The sequence below is a fragment of the Agromyces sp. Marseille-Q5079 genome, from assembly GCF_051016555.1.
Classification (GTDB): Bacteria; Actinomycetota; Actinomycetes; order Actinomycetales; family Microbacteriaceae; genus Agromyces.
In genome coordinates this window covers 272,462-291,533 of sequence record NZ_JBPEJF010000002.1, presented here as the reverse complement: position 1 = coordinate 291,533, position 19,072 = coordinate 272,462, and the positions used below count along the sequence as shown (strand labels likewise).

The window sequence follows — 19,072 nt, the reverse complement described above, 5'->3', positions numbered from 1 at the left end:
CGAATGGAGGCATGCGGTGGAGCGGACAGGAGTTGGGGGTCGATCAGGCCGGCACGCTGCCCGGCCTCGCCCGCCTCAACAACCTCGTGCGGTCGGTGCAGACGCCCGACTTCGCCGGCATCACGTTCCACGAGGTGCTCGCCAAGTCGGCGCTGAACCACGTTCCGGGTCCGTCGTCGATGCCGTTCACCTGGACGGTGAACCCCTATCGGGGCTGCAGTCATGCATGTGTTTATTGCTTCGCCCGCCCGACGCACACGTATCTCGACCTCGACGCGGGCGACGACTTCGACCGCCAGATCATCGTCAAGGTCAACGTCGCCGAGGTGCTCGGCACCGAGCTGGCGAAGCGCACGTGGCGGCACGAGCCGGTCGCGCTCGGCACGAACACCGATCCGTACCAGCGGGCCGAGGGGCGCTACCGGCTCATGCCGGGCATCATCGACGCGTTCGTGTCGAGCGGCACGCCGTTCAGCATCCTCACCAAGGGCACGCTGCTGCGACGCGACCTCCCGCAGATCGCGGAGGCCGCGCAGCAGGTGCCGGTCGACCTCGCGATGTCGATCGCCGTCTACGACGACGAGCTGCAGCAGTCGATCGAGCCTGGCACGCCGAGCACGAAGGCGCGGCTCGCGACGGTGACGGCGGTGCGCGAGGCGGGGCTCGACTGCAGCGTGTTCCTCATGCCGATCCTGCCGTACCTCACCGACACCCGGGCGCACCTCGACGAGGCGCTGCGACAGGTCAAGGCAGCGGGGGCCACGAGCGTGGTGTACTCGGCGCTGCACCTGCGGCCCGGCGTGAAGACGTGGTTCATGCAGTGGCTGGCGCTGGAGCATCCCGAACTCGAGGCGAAGTACCGCTCGATGTACTACGGCCAGAACAGCTACGCCCCGAAGGAGTACCGCACGTGGCTCGCCGCGCGCGTCGCGCCGCTGGTGCGCGCCCACGGACTCGAACGCGGCAGGGAAGACCCGGTCACGGGCGGAGTCCGGTCGGGCGCCGGCCGATTCGAGCGGCACGCGCCGCAGGCCGCATTCCCCGCCGACCCGTCGGCGTTGTTCTGAACCAAGCCGCCCGCCGACGGGGCGGCTTGCGCTCCGACCCGCCCTAGCTGGCATAATCCGGTGAACCCGTGTGAACCCCGATCACGCAGGCGCGGAACACCGGAGGACACCATGACGCTTGGGTTACCGGGCGACCTCTCGAGGGATTCCGTGGGGCGCGCCATCGTGCATGCGGGCCACGTCGGCGCCTGGGTGTACCTCGCGATGGGCGGGCTGACCTCGATCGCGGTGGCGCTGACCGGCATGCGCTCGTCGTGGATCGCGGCCTCGCTGGCGGCCGCGATGGCGGTGCTTCTCGTGCTCGTGGCGCTGCACCGCACGGTCGTCACGACCCTCGTCTACCTCGTGCTGGGCGGCGCCGCGACGGTCGCCATGACCGTCCTGGCGATGGCGCCCGGGTACGACCTCGGCACCACGAACAACTCGATCGTCGCGATCCCGTGCGTGGCCCTCGTGCTGGTCGGCGGTGCAGGCGCCGGGTCGGTCGCCGCGATCGCCTGGGTGGTCGCGGGCTTCGCCGTCGGCCAGGTCGCGAGCTGGATCGGCGCGTGGATCGCGGAGGCCCCGTTCGAGGTCAACGTCGCGGCCGTCGGCACGGCGCTGCTCGTGATCCTCATCCGCAGCTTCGACGGCCTGAACCGCCGCTCGGGCCTCCGCCGCCAGACCGCGCTCGTGCGCGCCAATGTGCGGGCGCGCGAGGCCGTGGCCCGCCGCGACTACGAGCTCGAGGCGATCACGAGCCTGCACGACATCGCGATGGGTCACCTGCTCGCGATCGCGTCGGCGGGTTCGGGGCCGATCGACGAGCGTCGTCGTGCCGACATCCGTCAAGACTTGGGGCTCGTCGTCGGGCGTGACTGGATCGACGAGCACGGCACCGGCGCCACGACGGATCCGGTGCCGGTCCTCGGCGGCCACGACGGCCTGCCGACGCTCGACCACGCGTTCAACGCGGCGGCCGACGAGGGGCTCGACGTGCAGATGACCGGCGACCTCGCGGTGCTCGGCGTGCTCGGGCCGGTTCGTGCGGCCGACATGGACGAAGCCGTCGCCGAGTGCCTTCGCAATGTCGCCCGTCATGCCGGCGTGACCGAGGCGGAGCTCCTCCTCGGCCACGGCGGCGGCGAGGTGACCGTGGCCGTCATGGATTCCGGCACCGGGTTCGACCCCGACCTCGTGCCGGTCGACCGGCGCGGCATCCGCATCGGCGTGCGGCAGCGGCTGGGGCGGCACGGGGGTTCGGCGCAGGTGTGGTCGGCGATCGGCATCGGCACCACGGTCGTGCTCACGGTTCCGGAGGGCGGCGAGTGAGCACCAGGCGGCTGACCCAGCAGGACATCGACCCGATCGCCGGCGTCACGTCGGCCGCGATCGCGCCGCTCAGCGCCGTGCTGGCCATGGTGATCGCGATCGCCCTGACGATCACCCACTGGGCCGAGGTCGACTCGGAGGTCGCGGCCATCGGGGCGATCCTGCTCGTCGCGATCGCGGGCGCCTTCGCGGTGATCGCGACGCGACCGGCGCGCGCACCGGTCACACCCGAGCGCTTCTGGATCGTCGTCGTCATCGGCGTGGGTGCGGCGGTCTCCGAGTACCTCAGCACGATCGGCAACGACCGGTACCTCTACGACGACTTCGGGCCGCTCGTGATCGGCATCCTCGTGATGGCGTTCGCCCCGTTCTGCAACTGGGTCTCGCTGCTGGCCGCGGGCGTGCTCTCTTCGGGGGTGCTCGCGGTGCTCATCGGCGGGGCGGTGAACCCGATGTGGGACGGCATCCCGGTGGCCGCGATGATCTTCGTCTACGTGGCGCCGACCCTCGTGATCTCGGCGGCCTCGGCCGGATACTCCTGGGCGATCGTGCGGGTGACCCTCGAGTGGCAGCGCAAGGCGAACCGGGTCGTGCTGGCGCGCGACGCCGAGCTCCGCGCGGGGCTGGCCCGTTCGCTCGACCACGGCCGCGTCGCCGTGCTGCGCCGCGAGGTGCTCCCGTTCCTGGCCGGCATGCTCAACGTCGAGCGGGTCTCGGTCGCCGATGCCGATCGTGCTCGGTCCCTCGCGGAGTCGCTTCGCGCGACGTTGATGAGCGAGATCGCCTCGACGTGGCTCGGAGACCTGGCCGCCGAGCTCGAACGCCGCCGGGGCATCGTGGTGCGGGTCGTCGACCCGGCCTCCGCCGCGTCGACCCTGCACGAGGGGCAGCGTGCTGCGCTGACCGCGTTGGTGAGCTGGCTCGCGAGCGACCAGCGGGTGACGGCCGTGCACATCGACGTGACCGTCGTGCCGAACGAGCGGGAGATGCTCCACGGGCGCGTCGTGGTGATCGACGTGAGCGGGCCGCTCGGCGCCGAACCGCCGCAGCGGAGGGCCGTCGAACGCTTCGCCTCGGTGGCACGGGCGGTCGGCCTGGTCGCCGAGGCCGAGGTCACAGGGGAGAATGTCAGGGTGGAGTTGCGTCATGAGATCAGTTGAGCCCCGCCCGACGATGAGCCTCGAGATCCGGGTGGCGTGATGGCGAAGCTGTACTTCCGCTACGGCGCGATGAACTCCGGCAAGTCGACGGCGCTCCTGCAGGCGGCGTTCAACTACGAGGAGCGCGGGCACAGCGTGCTGCTGGCCAAGCCCTCGGTCGACACCAAGGGCGACGGCGACATCGTGTCGCGCCTCGGCGTCGTGCGCCCGGTCGACTTCGTGATCGCGCCCGACGCGAACGTCCGTGAGCTCTTCGAGCAGCGGCGCGCGGTCGCGGCCGCCGAGACGGGCCGTGATGTCAGCTGCCTCCTCGTCGACGAGGCGCAGTTCCTGACGTCCGACCAGGCCGACGACCTGCTCCGCATCGCGCTCATCGAGGGCATTCCGGTGCTCGCGTACGGCATCCGCACCGACTTCCAGACGGTGGCCTTTCCCGGCAGCCGTCGCCTGCTCGAGATCGCGCACAGCCTCGAGGAGCTGAAGACCATCTGCCGTTGCGGTCGCAAGGCGATCTTCAACGGGCGCACCATCGACGGCCGGTTCGTGTTCGACGGCGATCAGGTCGCCATCGACGGCGAGGCCGTCACCTACGAGTCGCTCTGCGGGGTCTGCTACCTCGAGGAGTCGGGCGGCGTGCTCAACGGCCGCCACTGACGACCCGAGCCGATCGAGCGAATCGAGCGGATGCCGCGACGAGCGGATGCCCCGGAGCGGTCAGCGCCGCGGCGGCGGCGCCGTCACCGCCTGCGCCGTGTTCGCGGCCGCGGCGGCGAAGTCGGTGGCGGTCGGCTTGGCGATGCGGAAGCGGCCGACGAGCAGTGCCAACGCGATGCCGAGCGCGCACCAGATGCCCATCGCGATCGACGACCAGGCCAGGGCCGAGGCCACGGCATCTCCGGCCGCCGCACCGTCGGCCGCCTGGTTCGTGCTCACCGACGAGTAGACGGATGCGACGATCGCCGTCATGACGGCGGCGCCGACGTAGCGCGCCATGTTGGAGATGCCCGAGGCCGAGCCGACCTGGTTCGGCTCCACGCACGCCGTGGAGATCGAGGATGCGGGGCCGTTCTGCAGGCTCATGCCGGCGGCGACGCCGATGAGCGGCAGCACGAACAGCGCGTAGACCCACGAGGCATCGACGAATGCGAGGGCCGCGAACGACGCCGTCATGATCACGAAGCCGAGCGCAATCGTCGTCCGAGCGCCGATGCGTGAGACGACCGGTGCGATCACGGGCGCGAGCACGATCGCCGCGCCGGCGACGGGAAGCGTCGCGAGGCCGGTCTGCATCGGCGAGAGGGCGAGGGTCGACGGGTCCTGGAAGTAGAGGCTGACGACGAACATGATGCCGTTGATCGTGCCGGAGCCGAGCAGGATCGCGAGCGTCGACCCCACGAGGATCTTGTTCCGCAGCAGCGCGAGATCGAGCAGCGGCGCCTTCACGCGACGCTCGACCGCCACGAACGCGAAGATCGCCGCGATGGAGACGGCGAAGCATCCGATGGTCTGGAGCGAGGCCCAGCCCCACGCCGACCCGTTGGTGAGGCCGAAGATCAGCGGGGCGAGGATCGCGGCGATGAGCACCGTGCCGCCGAGGTCGATGGAGCGCGAACGCTTCGGGTCTCGCGATTCGGCGACCGAACGCAGGGCGATCGGGATGCAGATCGCGGCGATCACCGCGTCGATCCAGAACAGGCCCTGCCACCCGGTGGTGGAGGCGAGCACGCCGCCGACGAGTGGGCCCGCCGCCGCGCCGATCGCGGAGGCCGCACCCCAGAGGGTCACGGCGCGCAACTGGGCCTTGCCCGTGTTCGCGGCGGCGATGAGGCTCATGCCGCTCGCGAGGATCGCCGCGCCGGCGGCGCCCTGGATGCAGCGTCCGGCGATCACGAAGGCGCCGTCGGGCGCGAGGGCGATCATCACGCACGAGAGCACGAACAGCACGAGGCCGTAGAGGAAGATGCGGCGGCGGCCGAAGACGTCGGCGAGGGCGCCCGAGGTGACGATCGTCGCGGCGCCGACGAGCGAGTACCCGGTGACCGCCCACTGGAGCGTGTCGATCGGCATGCCGGTGTCTTCAGAGATCGCGGGCAGCAGGATCGAGACGGCCGACGTGTTCGCGTTGACCACCAGGGTCGAGACGCTCGTCACGAGCAGCGTGGCGCCGGCGGCGGCCGTGACGGCGGTCGCCGGTCGAACGTCTTCGGTATTGCCGGTCATGTCGTTCCCCCTCGACGAGCACGGTTCCTGCTGGAACTGTAGTGGCTCAGCGGGCGAGAACGGCGGCGACGAGCAGGCCGTTGAACACGACGTGCGCGATGATCGCCCCGCCGATGCGGCCGGTGGCCACGGCGAGCACCCCGGTCGCGAGCCCGAGCACGAGCGCGCCGGTGAAGGTCATGGCCGCCGCGGCGGGCGAGACCACGCCGCCCACGGCGAGGTGGGCGAGCGCGAAGACGAGCGCGCTCACGAGCACAGCGACGGATGCCGCGACGCGGCGCCCCCCGCCGGTGCGTCGCGCGACGGCGCGAAGCACGAGCCCGCGGTAGAACGTCTCCTCGATGATCGGCCCGAGCACGACGGGCGCGAGGACGACGCCGAACCAGAACGTGAACCCGGACGGCAGGGCGAGCACACCGCCGTCGAGCGAGGTGCGTCCGGTGGCGGCGACCTCGATGAGCGTCACCGCCCCGCGGGCGAGCAGGCCGATGCCGGCGCCCCACAGCAGGTCGATCCAGGTGAACCGCAGCCCGAAGTCGCGCCAGTGCGAGCGACGCCCGCGCGCGGCATCCGCGACCTGGAGCACGACGACGAGCGGCACCCAGATGGCGAGGAACGCGCCGAGCACCTGCAGCCATTCGGGGAGCACGACGGTGCGCGTGAGCCACGCCCAGCCGAGCGAGCCGGCCGTCGAGAGGAGGATGCCGATCGCGGCATCCGTCACTCCCCAGCGCTGGTCTCGCGTGTCGAACACTCCGAATGGGGGAGTGTCGGTTGTTGACAGCCCCCTATCAGGCGGGGCATCTTGAGAGGGTGCCACGGGGCTTAGCGTATCCGTGTCACGTTTCAGCACGCTGTGGGGACGGGGACTGAACAACGTGGAGCTACGCGATTACATCCGCATCCTGCGGCAGAGCTGGGTGTTGATCGTGTTGCTCACGCTCGTCGGCGTCGCAGCCGGCGCCGTCTTCTCGATCATGCAGAAGCCCATGTACAGCTCGTCGGCGAAGGTCTTCGTGTCGACGTCGAACGGCGGCTCGATCGGCGAGATGGCGCAGGGCAACGCGTATACGCAGCAGCGGGTGACGACGTATGCCGACCTCGCGACGACGCCCATCGTGCTGCTGCCGGTGATCGCCGACCTGCAGCTCGACATGACGAGCGACGAGCTCGCACGCGAGGTCGTCGCGACGACGCTTCCCGACACGACGCTCATTGGCATCACCGTCACCGACGAAGATCCGGCGCTCGCCGCGGAGGTCGCGACCGGCGTGTCCGAGAGCCTCACCTCGGTGGTGGCCTCGATCGAGACGACCGGCGCGACCGATGAGGAGGGCAAGCCCGTCGAGGCGTCGCCGGTGCGGCTGACGCTGGTGCAGCACGCTGCGGTGCCGCAGAAGCCGGTCAGCCCGAACGTGCCCCTGAACATCGCGCTCGGCGGCCTCATCGGCCTCGCGCTCGGCATCGGCGCGGCCGTGCTCCGCGAGACGCTCGACACGCGCATCCGCAACGAGCGCGACATCGAGCTGATCACCGACATCCCGGTGATCGGCGGCATCGTGTTCGACCCCAAGGCGAGGGACCGCCCGCTCATCGTGCACGCGGACCCGCATTCGCCGCGGGCCGAGTCGTTCCGCGCGCTGCGCACGAACCTGCAGTTCCTCGATGCGGCCCGGCCCGATCGCTCGTTCGTGGTGACGTCGTCGATCGAGTCCGAGGGCAAGTCGACGACGGCCGCCAACCTGGCCATCGCGCTGGCGGATGCCGGTGCGCGGGTGCTCCTCGTCGACGCCGACCTGCGGCGCCCGAAGGTCGCCTCCTACCTCGGCATCGAGGGCGCGGTGGGCCTGACCGACCTGCTCATCGGCCGTGCCGAGCTGCAGGACGTGATCCAGCCCTGGGGCCGCGGCCAGCTGTACGTGCTGCCGGCCGGACGCGTGCCCCCGAACCCGAGCGAGCTGCTGGGCTCGGCGGCGATGGCCGACACGATCGTCGAGCTGAACCGTGCGTTCGACGTCGTGCTCTTCGACGCACCGCCGCTGCTGCCGGTGACGGATGCCGCGGTGCTCTCCCGTGCAGCGGGCGGCGCGATCCTCGTGGTGGCCGTGGGCCGTGCGCACAAGGGCCAGGTCAAGGGCGCCTTCTCGGTGCTCGAGAACGTGGATGCCAAGGTGTCGGGCATCGTGCTCACGATGCTGCCCACCCGCGGCGCCGACGCCTACGGGTACGGCAAGTACGGCTACGGGTACGGCTACGGATACGCGCCCAAGGAGGAACCGGTGGTCGGCGCGTGAACGTGCTCGTCGTCTGCACGGGCAACATCTGCCGGTCTCCCATGGCCGAGCGGATCCTCGCGGCGCGGCTCGCGGCGGCCGGCATCCGCGACGTGCGCGTGTCGAGCGCGGGCACGATGGCGCTCACGGGGCAGCCCATGACGCCCGAGGCCGCGGCGCAGGCGGCGCGCTTCGGCGCCGACCCCGACGGCCACGTCTCGCGCCAGCTCACCGAGCAGACGGTGCAGAGCGCCGACCTCGTGCTCACCGCGACGAGGGCGCACCGGGCCGAGGTCGCCGAGCTCGTGCCGCGTGCGGCCCGTCGCGCGTACACGCTGCGCGAGTTCGCGCGCGTGCTCTCCTTCCTCGCCGCCGAGGGCTCCCTCGACGTTCCAGAACCCTCCGAAGCCGGTTCCGTCTCCCGCCTGCAGCGGGCGACGGATCTCGCTGCCAGGTCCCGCGGTTTCGCACCACCGCCGTCCGACCCGAACGACGACGACATCCTCGACCCGTACCGCGCCCCCGCCGCGGTCTACGACGAGGTCGGCGCGCTGATCGATGACGCTGTCGATCAGCTCGTGTCCGCGCTCGCCACTCCGTCGGTCTCGGGTGGTCGCGGTGCCACGTAACGAGACCGTGAACGCGCGTCACGCCGTGGCCCCCTGGGCCGTGGTGGCCATCGTCGTGTTCGTGATCGTCGACGCGGCGCTCGTGTGGTGGGCGCTCGCGTCGGTGCGCGCCGATTCCGGCACCCCGCAGGGCGAGGTGCTGCCGAGCGTCCCGCCGGCGCAGACGACCGAGCCGACGCCCGAGACATCCGCTGAACCCGATGCGACCGCGGCATCCGCGTCGTCTGCGCGCCCGACCGTGGTGCTGGCCGCACTCGACGCGAACCTCGCGTACCGGGGGCTCGTCGGCCGCTGCCCCGATGCCGCGGCCACCCTCGAGGTGACGACCGACGGCGGTGCGACGTGGGTGCCGGCGTTCACGGCGGGCCTCACCGACCTGCAGTCGGTGGAGCCGGCCGACGCCGACATCGTCTCGATGGTCGCCCGCGACCCTGCGGGCTGCGGCATCGGGAGGTACCGCAGCTATGTGCAAGGCGCCGACTGGGAGCCGACCGGCGAGCTCGAGCCGACGTGGTACCTCGACGGCGCGGTCGTCTTCGGTCCCGGTGGTGACTCGAGCCAGTGCCGTCCCGACGACGGCGAGGCCGTTCAGGTCGCCGGTGCCTCCGAAGGCGCGGCCGCGGTGCTCTGCGCATCGGGTGCGGTGCACACGACCACGGACGGGGGCGGCACCTGGTCGTCGGCTCCCGTGCCGGACGGCATCGTCGCGATCACCTCGGCATTCGACGGCTTCATCGTGGCGATCACGGGTGACGGATGCCGCGGCATCCGCACCGTGGCCCTCGCACCGGATGCCACCCCTGGCGCATGCCTCGAGGCCGACGTCGCCCCGGGCACGACCGCGCTCGACGTCGCATCCGACGGCACGGTGTGGGTGTGGTCCGGGCGAGCGTTCGCCCGCTCGGACGACGGGGGTGCGACGTGGTGATGGGCCGGTTCTACGCGGCCGCGACGATGTCGACCACGGCATGGTCGTCGAAGCTCGCGTCGCGCGTGCGCATCACCGACCTGCTCGTGCTGCTCTGGGTGGTGTTCGGCACGCAGATCGCGTGGGTCGGCATCGACTACAACACCCCTGGATACGGCGGTTCACGCGGGGACATCGAGATCAGCTACACGGTCGTGTCGCTCATCATCGTCGCCGCGTGGATGCTCGCGCTCGAGCTCTACGACACCCGATCCATGCGCGTGCTCGGCCTCGGCACCCAGGAGTACCGTGCCGTCGCGGATGCCACCCTTCGGCTGTTCGGGCTCGTCGCGATCGTCGCGTTCCTCTTCAGGATCGACATCGGCCGCGGGTACATCCTGATCGCGTTCCCACTCGGTGTGCTCGTGCTCATCTTCTCCCGCTGGATGTGGCGGCAGTGGCTCGGGGTCATGCGCAAGCGCGGCGAGTACTCGTCACGCGTGCTGCTCGTCGGCTCCGAGGCATCCGTCACGGTGATTGCACGGGAACTCCAGCGGATGCCGGCGGCGGGCTACCGGGTCGCGGGTGCGTGCCTGCCGGGCCACGGCGAGCCCTACCTCGCCGGCACGAGCATCCCGGTCGAGTACGGCATGCAGCACGCGCTCGCCGTGATGCGGGACTTCGGCGCCGACACCGTGATCATCACGAGTAGCGATGAGCTCGGCCCCGAGCGCGTGCGCGAGCTGAGCTGGGGCCTCATCCCCGGCGCAGAGCACCTTGTGGTCGCACCGAGCCTCATCGACATCGGCGGCCCGCGCATCCACACCAGGCCGGTGGCCGGCCTGCCCCTCATGCACGTGGAGACGCCGAAGTTCGAGGGGCGCAAGCTCGTGGCCAAGCGCGTGTTCGACCTCATCGTCGCGTTCGCGCTGGTGGTCGTGCTCGCTCCGCTCTTCATCGTGCTGGCCGTGATGGTGAAGCTGTCGTCGCCCGGGCCGGTGTTCTACCGGCAGGAGCGGGTAGGCCTCAAGGGCACGCCGTTCATGATGCTGAAGTTCCGCTCGATGAGCGACGGCGCCGACGCCCAGCTCGCCGGCATGCTCGCCGCGAGAGGAACCGATACGGCGCCCCTGTTCAAGATCCAGAACGATCCTCGTGTCACGCGCATCGGCCGAGTGCTGCGCAAGTACTCGCTCGACGAGCTGCCGCAGCTGTTCAACGTGCTGCACGGCACCATGAGCTTGGTCGGGCCGAGGCCGCAACGCAGGGCCGAGGTCGCGCTCTACGAAGGGGCGGCGGGTCGTCGCCTGTTCGTACAGCCGGGCATGACAGGCCTCTGGCAGGTCAGCGGACGCTCGACGCTGTCGTGGGAGCAGAGCGTTCGCCTCGACCTCTACTACGTCGAGAATTGGTCGATCACCGGTGACTTCGCGATCCTCTGGCGGACGTTCCGTGCGGTCATCAGTCCGGGCGGGAGCGCAATATGAGCCAAGGAGATGCGACGCTGAGCCGATCGACCGTCGCCCTCGACATCGTGATCGTCACGTACGGCAGGAGTGATCTGGTGCGGGACTGCCTCGACTCGCTCGAGTCCGCGATGCCCGGGGTTCCGACTCGCGTGCAGGTCATGGACAACGACTCGCCCGATGACACCGCAGATGTCGTCGAGCGCGAGTACCCGAGCGTCCTCCTGACCAGGCGAGCCGGCAACGACGGGTTCGCGGTGGCGAACAACGCTGCGCTACGGGCTTCGGAGTCGACCTACGCGTTGTTGCTCAACCCCGATACCCGGGTCGAACCCGGCACGATCGACCACCTGATCGACGTCCTCGAGCGCGAGCCCGACATCGGGATGATCGGATGCCGCCTGCTGACCGCGGACGGTTCCCTCGACCATGCCGCGAAGCGGAGTATTCCCTCGGTCGCAACGGCGGCGAAGTACTTCGTACTTCGTGCTCTCGGTCGCACCGGCTCCGACTACGTGCGCCCCGACATCGCCGATGACGCGGTTGCGGACGTCGACGCCGTCAACGGCGCGTTCATGCTGGTGCGCGGATCCGCGCTCGCCGAGGTCGGCCTGCTCGACGAGCGCTACTGGATGTATGCCGAAGACCTGGACTGGTGCGTGCGCTTCCGGAAGGCCGGATGGCGGGTCGTCTACGACGGTCGCGTGATCGCGCACCACCTGAAGGGCGGGAGCTCCGACGGGGCGCGTGGACTGGCGCTCAACTACCAGTTCCACCGGAGCATGGCCCTGTTCTACCTCCGGCACCTCCGGTCGGGGAGCACCGTCGTCGATGTCCTCGTCGTCGCCGCGATCTGGGCCAGGTTCGGGCTCTCTGCCCTCGCGAACGGCCTGAGCCGAGCGACGGGACGACTTCGTGAAACGACCCCGCATGGGTGAGGCCGTCAGCGTGGTGATGCCGACCTACAACCGGCGCCAGGTGCTCCCGAGGGCCATTGACAGTGTGCTCGGACAGACCGTTCCGGTCGCCGAGCTCATCGTCGTCGATGACGGATCGACCGACGGCTCGATCGACTACCTCAGGGAACGCGCGGTTCTCGATTCTCGTATACAGATCGTGGAGACGGCGCATTCGGGGGCGGCCGTGGCGCGCAATCACGGGATCGATCTCGCGCGGGGCGAGTACATCGCGTTTCAGGACAGTGATGATGAATGGGCGCCCGAGTTCATCGAGCGGCTGCTTCCACATGTCACGGGCCGGTCGGATGTCGTCGCGTTCGCCTCCCATCGAGTCCGCCATCGCGACGGATCGGACGCGGTGGTGCCTGGGAAGCAGATCCGTCGACCTGAACGTGAACTGCTCTTCCGGAGCATCGCCTCGACGCAGACTCTCCTGATCCCTGCTGCGCTACTGCGAGCCCGCCCGTTCGACGCCCGACTGCGCCGGTTCCAGGACTGGGACCTCTGCTTGAGCATCCTCGAGCGAGAGGGCACCGAATTCGTGCACGAGCCAACCGTCGCGGCAACGCTCTACCGGCTCGACGACAGCATCTCCGAGGGCAGCCCCGCGGTGCGATCGGCGAGCCTGCGGCGCATCCTCAAGCAGCACCGTTCGCTCTTCCTTCGTCACCCGTTCGCCCTCGCTCGCATCGTCGCGCGTGCGTATCTGCGACCGAGCGCGGGCCCGCGCGGGGCCGTTGGCTCGAGGGTGAGTCCGACATCCTCCTCCGGTGCGAGGATCACGTGACCGCGTCCACGCCGCATCGCCGCCCGGAGCAGCCGATGACGGCGCTATCGCCGACTGCGGCGAAGGGAATCTCGGTCTCCGTGGCGATCGCGGTACTGGGCGCGCTCCTGAGCTACAAGATCGATGGGCGCTTCGCCGTGTCGAATGGCGCGCAGATCCTGGCGCTCATTGTCCTGTTCGCATCCGTCCCCAAACTTCTGCGCTCGCGCGACATCATCTTCCTGTTCCTAGGGCTAGCGGGAGTGTTGCTCGCTGCGGTTCTCGTCTCGAACTCGTACAACTATCGGATCGCACCCGAATTCACGGCCTATTACGCTTTGGTCGCGATCTGGCTCGTGGCCGTCTACAGGGCGACGAAGGAGCATGGCGCGACCGATGCGCTGACACGCGGGTTCCGCTGGGCTATCCCGATCGCACTCGTGTACCTCGTCATTCAGCTCGGCATCGACCTCGGTAGCGGGACCGATCGCCGCCGGCTGGGGTTCGACGACAAGTCACATGCATCTGTCTACGCCTGCTTCTTGGCATTCGCATCGCTGCGATTCCTGCGAGGCCGCCTTCGCCTCGTGATCTCTCTCGCCTTCTTCGTCATGGCGTTCCTGACGATCTCACGCCTCCCGTTCGTGTTCGCCCCGGTCTACGTGCTGGCGTTCCTTGTCGAGTATCGGAAGGTTCGTGCTGAGGCACGAACCCCACTGGACGTCTACTTCGCACACCTCACACTCGCGGGCACGATCCTGACTCCGTTGGTACTCGCGGCACGGGCCGCTGGGTTTTTCCGTTCGTTCGAGCGTGTCTTCGATTCCGGTGACTTCACGAACGCGTCGACGACCGCGCATCTCCTGCTAATCCAGTACGCGGTGGAACTCAAGCTCGAGAATTTGGGAAATTTCCTGCTTGGCATCACCCCTGGAGGTTTCGCAGGGGTGCTCTATCGAAGCCGAATTGACGTCAGCCAGTTTGCGAGCACTGATCCTCCCGGCTACGAGAAGATGATGGAGGGCACAGCGCCGATGCACTCGAGTTTGGGGTCGATCCTGCTGGAATTCCCTATCTGGGTTTCCGTCTTGTACCTCGTCTTGGTGGGTTGGGCGGTCGTCCGTCTCTACCGCAACCGCGAATGGGTCATGCTCTGGTTCCTCATCGGATTCTTCGCGGCTACGTTGTTCTACAGCAGTCAGACGGAACTGTACTTCTGCGTGGCCTGGACCGGGATCATCGCGGTCGCAGCCCACTCGCGGCCAATTCGAGATGATCCGCGAGTCAACAATCCACCGGCCCGCGCGACTGCACGGACTGGGGTTCGATGAACGCCGCCTCGGGTAGGCCGTCGGCCGTATTCCACACCAAACACCAGCCCCTCGTTCATGCATGGCTCAGCGGGCAGGCTGACAATGTTGGCGATTCGATGCTACGTCGCGTGTACGCCGACCGGCTCCGAATGATGGGCCGGATGGAGGTATGGGCCGGTGACCCGAACGCTGGGTATGCATCCGGACTTCGACTTGCGCCAGGCGAGCTCGCGCCGAGTTATCTCCAGTGGGCATTGGGTTTCGCTCGAACAGCCGTGGTGGGTGATGGCATCTTCGCCTTCAACGCTGGCGAGTTTGTACCGACTCGGCGATATGTCGCGGGCATTGTGACCCTGCTCCCGCTCATCGTGCTGCACAAGGTCCGAGGCGGTCGAATTGTGTGGCTGGGCGCAGGGGTGCGAGGGATCCGTCGCGGGTTCACCTGGCCATTTGCGATTATCGCGCGGTTGAGCGACCAACTGATGTGGCGCGACGAAAGATCCTCGCAACTCATGGGCTGTGGGGGACTAATGCCGGACTGGGCGTTCGCGTCAGGCGAGGAGATTCTGTCGGTCGAAACTGGCGGCCGCGCGGAGGGCAGCCCCCGGCAACGGTTGGCCGTCGCGCTGCGAGGAGATCGGCCGCCCCCGAGCGATCGTTGGATCCGTTCGGTGCGCTCCACTGCTGCTCGATTCGAGCTCGAAATCGTCGTCGTCGTTCAGGTTGCCCGAGACCACGTCACGAGTGAAAGTCTTGCCCAACGGCTCGGGGCACGGCTGCATCCGTGGGCCACCGATGACCACTGGAAGCAAGAGCAGTCGGTGCGCGACGAGTATCGAGAGTCGCGAATTGTTCTCTCGGATCGGTTGCACGCGTTGGTAATGGGTGCGACAGAAGGTGCGATTCCACTGGGTTGGTGTGAGTCAACCAGCGACAAGATCGCCCGGCATTTCGACGTGATCGATGCTTCGTGGGTCAGCCCAGGGCCCACCGACCCGAGTGAATCGCTCGACGGACTCGACGAAGCTCGACTCATGCGGCTCGGGGTTGCGTCTGCAAACGCGATTGCCACGGCGCGATCCGACATCGACAAGGTTGCGCTCCAACTTGTGCGGCACGCCGAGGTCGGCGCATGATCCGGGTGCTCCACACTCTGGCCGCGCCGGACGGCACAACTAGGTACGTAGACCACATGATCGGTAGCGCAGCCCCAGACGTGCAGATATTGACATTCTCGTGGGGGCGAGCGCTGTTTGGGCGATACGACCTGCTGCACGTGCATTGGCCGGAGTATCTCGTGCGTCACAGGACTCACGTCGGGGCGTTCGCCAAGGCAATTGCTCTGAGATTGCTGCTGGCTCGTCTGGTTCTGCTGCACACTCCGATCGTGCGCACAGTTCACAACGTCATGCCTCACGAGCACGGCTCAGCGCGGGAACGGAACTTGCTCGAGGCGCTTGATCGACGCACCAGCTTGTGGATTCGACTCAATCCGACCACTGAACTTCCCGTGGGAGTCCGATCGGTGAACATCCCGCACGGGCACTATCGGAGCGTGTATCCCGGGGCGGACCATGAACCTGTTGCGGGGCGCATACTTCAGTTCGGGCTGCTGAGGCCGTACAAGGGCGTTGAGGCACTGATAAGGGCGTTTCGCGAACTCGACGACTCCTCGACGAGTCTTCGTATCGTCGGCAAGCCATACTCGCCGAGTTACGAGCGTCTCATCTGCGCTCTCTCCTCCGGAACGCCAGCCATCTCGACCAAACTCGAGTTTGTTCCCGATGCCGAGCTGGCTGAAGAAATCCGCCAGGCCGAACTCGTAGTGCTTCCATATGTTGAGATGCACAACTCGGGCGCGATTCTGGTTGCGCTGTCTCTCGGACGCCCGGTGCTTGCGCCTCGAACACATGCCAACGTTGTCTTGGCAGAGGAGGTGGGGGATGGGTGGATCTCATTCTTCACCGACTCACTCGAGCCGGGTGCGCTTGAACTCGCGCTTCTGGCAGCACGCTCATCGGAACGAAGCGCGGCTCCGGATCTTTCGGCGCGCGATTGGTCGATCGTGGGTCAGCGCCATCGCGATGCGTATTTGCAGGTCCTTGAGCAGAGGCACGCATGACTTCTCAACCCAGCTCGCTGTTCGTCGTGCGCTGCAGGAGACATGGTGAGTGAATCAACGCCTCCGAGGCTCGGAACGCTGGCATCCCGAGGCGCTGCGCAGACACTGAGCGGACAACTGGCGCGGCTTGTCGTGCAGTTCACGGGCGTTGTTCTTCTTGCCCGACTCTTGGCTCCGACCGACTACGGGCTGGTAGCCATGGTCGTGTCGATCATCGGAATTGCGGAGGTCGTTCGAGACCTCGGCCTTTCGCCTGCCGCCGTTCAGGCGCCGACCCTTTCACGACAGGAACGTGACAACCTCTTCTGGTTGAACTCAGCCCTAGGAGCGATCCTCACCGCAGCGACGGTAGCCGTTGGGCCGCTTATCGCCCAGTTGTACGACGAGCCGCGACTCATCGCCCTCACCACCGCGCTCTCCGCGGTGTTCCTACTCAATGGTTTGAGTGCGCAGTATCGCGCAGGCCTCAGCCGTGAACTGCGCATGGGCTCTCTCGCTGTGGCCGATGTTGCCGGTGCGGCCTCAGGCCTTCTCGCGGCCGTGGTGGTTGCATTCTCTGGCTTCGGTTACTGGGCGCTTGCGGTGCAACAGCTCACCCAAGCGCTGGTGGTGCTCATGATCGTTGTGGGCGCAGCACGATGGATTCCGGGCGGCATCCATCGTCGTGTGACCGTTCGACCATTCGTCCGCTTCGGGAGCGGCATTCTGCTTACTCAACTGCTGACGTATGCCAGCCGAAATGTTGACTCAGTTGTCGTCGGGACGGCGTTCGGGGCTCAGACACTGGGAACCTACAATCGCGCCTTCGAGCTCCTGATGCTGCCGCTGAACCAATTGAATGCACCTGCATCACGAGTTGCACTGCCAGTGTTGTCAAAGTTGCAGGCTGACCATGGTCGATACGGGCGATTCTTGCTTGCCGGTCAAACTGTGCTCCTCCAAATGATTCTCGCCGTGTTCTCGTTCGCGATCGCGTTGGCGAGCCCGCTGGTCGAGATCGTCCTTGGACTCAAATGGAGTGCGGTCGTTCCGATCTTCGAGATTCTCGCGATTGGCGGGGTCTTCCAAGCCTTGACGTATGTGAATTACTGGGTGTTCATGTCGCGTCGACTCACACGATCGATGATTACGTGGTCGATCGTCACCCGCCCGCTGCTCATCGTCGCTGTCGTATTCGGTTCTCTCTGGGGCGTTGAAGGAGTGGCGATGGCGTTCACCGTTGCGAATATCGCGTTCTGGCCGCTCAGCTTGCTTTGGTTCGCTCGTGATCCGGTCATTCCGACTTTGCGCCTGTTCTGGCTCGCCGCCCGGTCGCTCGTCGTATATTCGGCGGTGGGGATTGCGGCATTCAGTGCAAGCATGATCGCTTCGGGTTCGCCTTGGGGTGCGTTGCTATGGGGCGCGCTGGGATGGCTCATCGCGTTCGGACTTTCGCTCCTGGTGCCAGTCTGCCGACGCGACGCGAACGTCGTTCTGACTGTGCTCCGGAACAGTGTGGCGAAGGGTGACTCATGATCTGGTGGACGATTGGACGCACGGGATCGGGGATGATCCCGTGAGTGGAGGTCTTGTGCGCGGGGTCGACCGCATTGCAATGAAAGTCGCCGGTCGCCTCCACCTTGATGCCTTTCTGATTTCTAGGTGCTGGTCTCGGATCCGGCCGGCATCGCGTCGTTCGGTTGAGCTCGGCCGTGTCATTGTCATAGCGCCCCCAGCTTCAGGCAACATCGGCGATGAGGCTATGGTTCACGCAGTGGGGCAACGCATCGGTCCTCGGATGCGACTGGTTGTGACTGGCGAAACGATTCGGGCGGACCACCCTGATATGGACTCAGTCCACCTGCCAGACCTGGTCTACCCTCGACGCCTATCCGCTTTCATACGAGCGAACCGTGACCTCGCGAGACTCGTCGAGGCTGGCGATGCAGTCGCGGTGTTGGGCGCGGACATGATGGACGGCGGATACAGTCCAGGCGCGGCGCGGCGCCGATGGGCGATCGTGGGGCAGGCCGGGCGGGCCGGGCATGACGCTCGCGTTCTCGGTTTCAGCTGGAACGGGCGGGCGCCAAGGTCGGTCAAGCGAGCTGCCCGTCGTGCGGCCAAGCATCACGCTCAGCTGCTTGCCCGCGACCCTGTGTCACTTCGCAGGCTGCAGCGCGACTCAATCACGACAGCGACGGCAGCTGCCGATGTCGTGTTCAGCAGAGCGGGCATGCCCGGTGAGATGCACACAAGCGAGCTGGACCGTATCGCCGGCGTCGCTGCCGGTGCTTCATTTGCGATCGTGAATGCGAGCGCATTGGTCGCGCGCAAGGTCGATCGCCACGTCGAGCACTACGTTCGGATCATCGAATGTCTGAACGCACGCGGCTTGCACTGCGTTCTGCTTCCGCATGTGATTCGATCGAGCGGGAACGATCTCGAGGAGTGCGAAAGGATTGCCCGCGCTGTTGGACACGCCGGGCTGTCGATCGTCAAGGAGCAACTCGACCCCGAGACCGTGCGTTTGCTCGCGCGACGCGCGGACGTTGTGGTGAGCGGCAGGATGCACCTCGCAGTCATGGCACTAGGAGAACTCACGCCCGCAGTGACCATCGGAACTCAAGGCAAAGTAGAGGGTCTGATGGAGCTGATCGGCCGCCCGAGCCTGTGTATCGCGCCGTCGGAGTCGCTCGGAGATGACGTCATCCACGAGGTTGAATCCGTTCTCGCGGAGCCCGCTCGAATCCGAACACAACTGAAGCTCAATATTCCCGATATTCGTCGCCTTGCCGAACGCAACTTCCTCGGACTTGGAATCGCTGATGCGGCGACGATGGAGATACAGAAGGTGGGTGACTGATGAGTCTGGGTCAGATGCTGCGAGGTGTGGAGGTCCG

At 67.4% G+C, this 19,072-nt stretch carries 17 protein-coding genes; 15 read left to right on the top strand and 2 right to left on the bottom strand.

Annotated elements, in window-relative coordinates:
* Positions 1-11: 11 nt before the first annotated feature.
* The 4 genes from ACR3IO_RS05100 (at position 12) to ACR3IO_RS05085 (ending at position 4,192) form a co-directional block, all read left to right on the top strand.
* Positions 12-1,067 (top strand): Rv2578c family radical SAM protein, encoded by a 1,056-nt coding sequence (locus ACR3IO_RS05100; RefSeq protein WP_434070093.1) that lies wholly within the window; start codon positions 12-14, stop codon positions 1,065-1,067.
* Between the two features lie 111 nt (positions 1,068-1,178).
* The gene (locus ACR3IO_RS05095; protein ID WP_434070092.1) at positions 1,179-2,378 is read left to right on the top strand and encodes a sensor histidine kinase; all 1,200 of its coding nucleotides are present in this window, start codon (positions 1,179-1,181) and stop codon (positions 2,376-2,378) included.
* Complete coding sequence (locus tag ACR3IO_RS05090; RefSeq protein WP_434070091.1) at positions 2,375-3,538, top strand: hypothetical protein; 1,164 nt, start codon at positions 2,375-2,377, stop codon at positions 3,536-3,538. The genes ACR3IO_RS05095 and ACR3IO_RS05090 overlap by 4 nt, the downstream gene beginning before the upstream one ends.
* Positions 3,539-3,577: 39 nt before the next feature.
* Positions 3,578-4,192: a thymidine kinase gene (locus ACR3IO_RS05085; RefSeq protein ID WP_434070090.1), complete on the top strand. Its 615-nt coding sequence runs from the start codon at positions 3,578-3,580 to the stop codon at positions 4,190-4,192.
* A gap of 60 nt (positions 4,193-4,252) precedes the next feature.
* On the opposite strand, the gene ACR3IO_RS05080 is transcribed toward ACR3IO_RS05085, so the two are convergent.
* Positions 4,253-5,758, bottom strand: coding sequence for an MFS transporter (locus tag ACR3IO_RS05080; RefSeq protein ID WP_434070089.1), 1,506 nt, complete (start codon positions 5,756-5,758; stop codon positions 4,253-4,255).
* Between the two features lie 46 nt (positions 5,759-5,804).
* Positions 5,805-6,512 (bottom strand): lysostaphin resistance A-like protein, encoded by a 708-nt coding sequence (locus ACR3IO_RS05075; RefSeq protein ID WP_434070088.1) that lies wholly within the window; start codon positions 6,510-6,512, stop codon positions 5,805-5,807.
* Positions 6,513-6,636: 124 nt separating this feature from the next.
* Here ACR3IO_RS05075 and ACR3IO_RS05070 point away from each other — a divergent pair, with 124 nt between their 5' ends.
* The 11 genes from ACR3IO_RS05070 (at position 6,637) to ACR3IO_RS05020 (ending at position 19,035) form a co-directional block, all read left to right on the top strand.
* Positions 6,637-8,052 (top strand): polysaccharide biosynthesis tyrosine autokinase, encoded by a 1,416-nt coding sequence (locus ACR3IO_RS05070; protein WP_434070087.1) that lies wholly within the window; start codon positions 6,637-6,639, stop codon positions 8,050-8,052.
* Positions 8,049-8,660, top strand: a complete 612-nt coding sequence (locus ACR3IO_RS05065; RefSeq protein WP_434070086.1) for a low molecular weight phosphatase family protein — start codon at positions 8,049-8,051, stop codon at positions 8,658-8,660. The genes ACR3IO_RS05070 and ACR3IO_RS05065 overlap by 4 nt, the downstream gene beginning before the upstream one ends.
* Positions 8,650-9,588 (top strand): WD40/YVTN/BNR-like repeat-containing protein, encoded by a 939-nt coding sequence (locus ACR3IO_RS05060; RefSeq protein ID WP_434070085.1) that lies wholly within the window; start codon positions 8,650-8,652, stop codon positions 9,586-9,588. Before ACR3IO_RS05065 ends, ACR3IO_RS05060 begins: the two co-directional genes overlap by 11 nt.
* Before the next feature lie 26 nt (positions 9,589-9,614).
* Positions 9,615-11,054 carry a sugar transferase gene (locus ACR3IO_RS05055; RefSeq protein WP_434070084.1) on the top strand — a complete coding sequence of 480 codons (1,440 nt, stop codon included), beginning with the start codon at positions 9,615-9,617 and terminating at the stop codon, positions 11,052-11,054.
* Positions 11,051-11,971, top strand: a complete 921-nt coding sequence (locus ACR3IO_RS05050; RefSeq protein WP_434070083.1) for a glycosyltransferase family 2 protein — start codon at positions 11,051-11,053, stop codon at positions 11,969-11,971. The genes ACR3IO_RS05055 and ACR3IO_RS05050 overlap by 4 nt, the downstream gene beginning before the upstream one ends.
* On the top strand, positions 11,964-12,779 hold the full coding sequence (locus ACR3IO_RS05045; protein WP_434070082.1) for a glycosyltransferase family 2 protein: 816 nt from the start codon (positions 11,964-11,966) through the stop codon (positions 12,777-12,779). The genes ACR3IO_RS05050 and ACR3IO_RS05045 overlap by 8 nt, the downstream gene beginning before the upstream one ends.
* Positions 12,776-14,089 carry a hypothetical protein gene (locus tag ACR3IO_RS05040; protein WP_434070081.1) on the top strand — a complete coding sequence of 438 codons (1,314 nt, stop codon included), beginning with the start codon at positions 12,776-12,778 and terminating at the stop codon, positions 14,087-14,089. Before ACR3IO_RS05045 ends, ACR3IO_RS05040 begins: the two co-directional genes overlap by 4 nt.
* 110 nt (positions 14,090-14,199) lie before the next feature.
* Positions 14,200-15,207 (top strand): polysaccharide pyruvyl transferase family protein, encoded by a 1,008-nt coding sequence (locus ACR3IO_RS05035; protein WP_434070080.1) that lies wholly within the window; start codon positions 14,200-14,202, stop codon positions 15,205-15,207.
* Positions 15,204-16,193 carry a glycosyltransferase gene (locus ACR3IO_RS05030; RefSeq protein ID WP_434070079.1) on the top strand — a complete coding sequence of 330 codons (990 nt, stop codon included), beginning with the start codon at positions 15,204-15,206 and terminating at the stop codon, positions 16,191-16,193. The genes ACR3IO_RS05035 and ACR3IO_RS05030 overlap by 4 nt, the downstream gene beginning before the upstream one ends.
* Before the next feature lie 45 nt (positions 16,194-16,238).
* On the top strand, positions 16,239-17,708 hold the full coding sequence (locus ACR3IO_RS05025) for a lipopolysaccharide biosynthesis protein (protein WP_434070078.1): 1,470 nt from the start codon (positions 16,239-16,241) through the stop codon (positions 17,706-17,708).
* A gap of 79 nt (positions 17,709-17,787) precedes the next feature.
* Positions 17,788-19,035 (top strand): polysaccharide pyruvyl transferase family protein, encoded by a 1,248-nt coding sequence (locus ACR3IO_RS05020; protein ID WP_434070564.1) that lies wholly within the window; start codon positions 17,788-17,790, stop codon positions 19,033-19,035.
* Positions 19,036-19,072 lie beyond the last annotated feature (37 nt).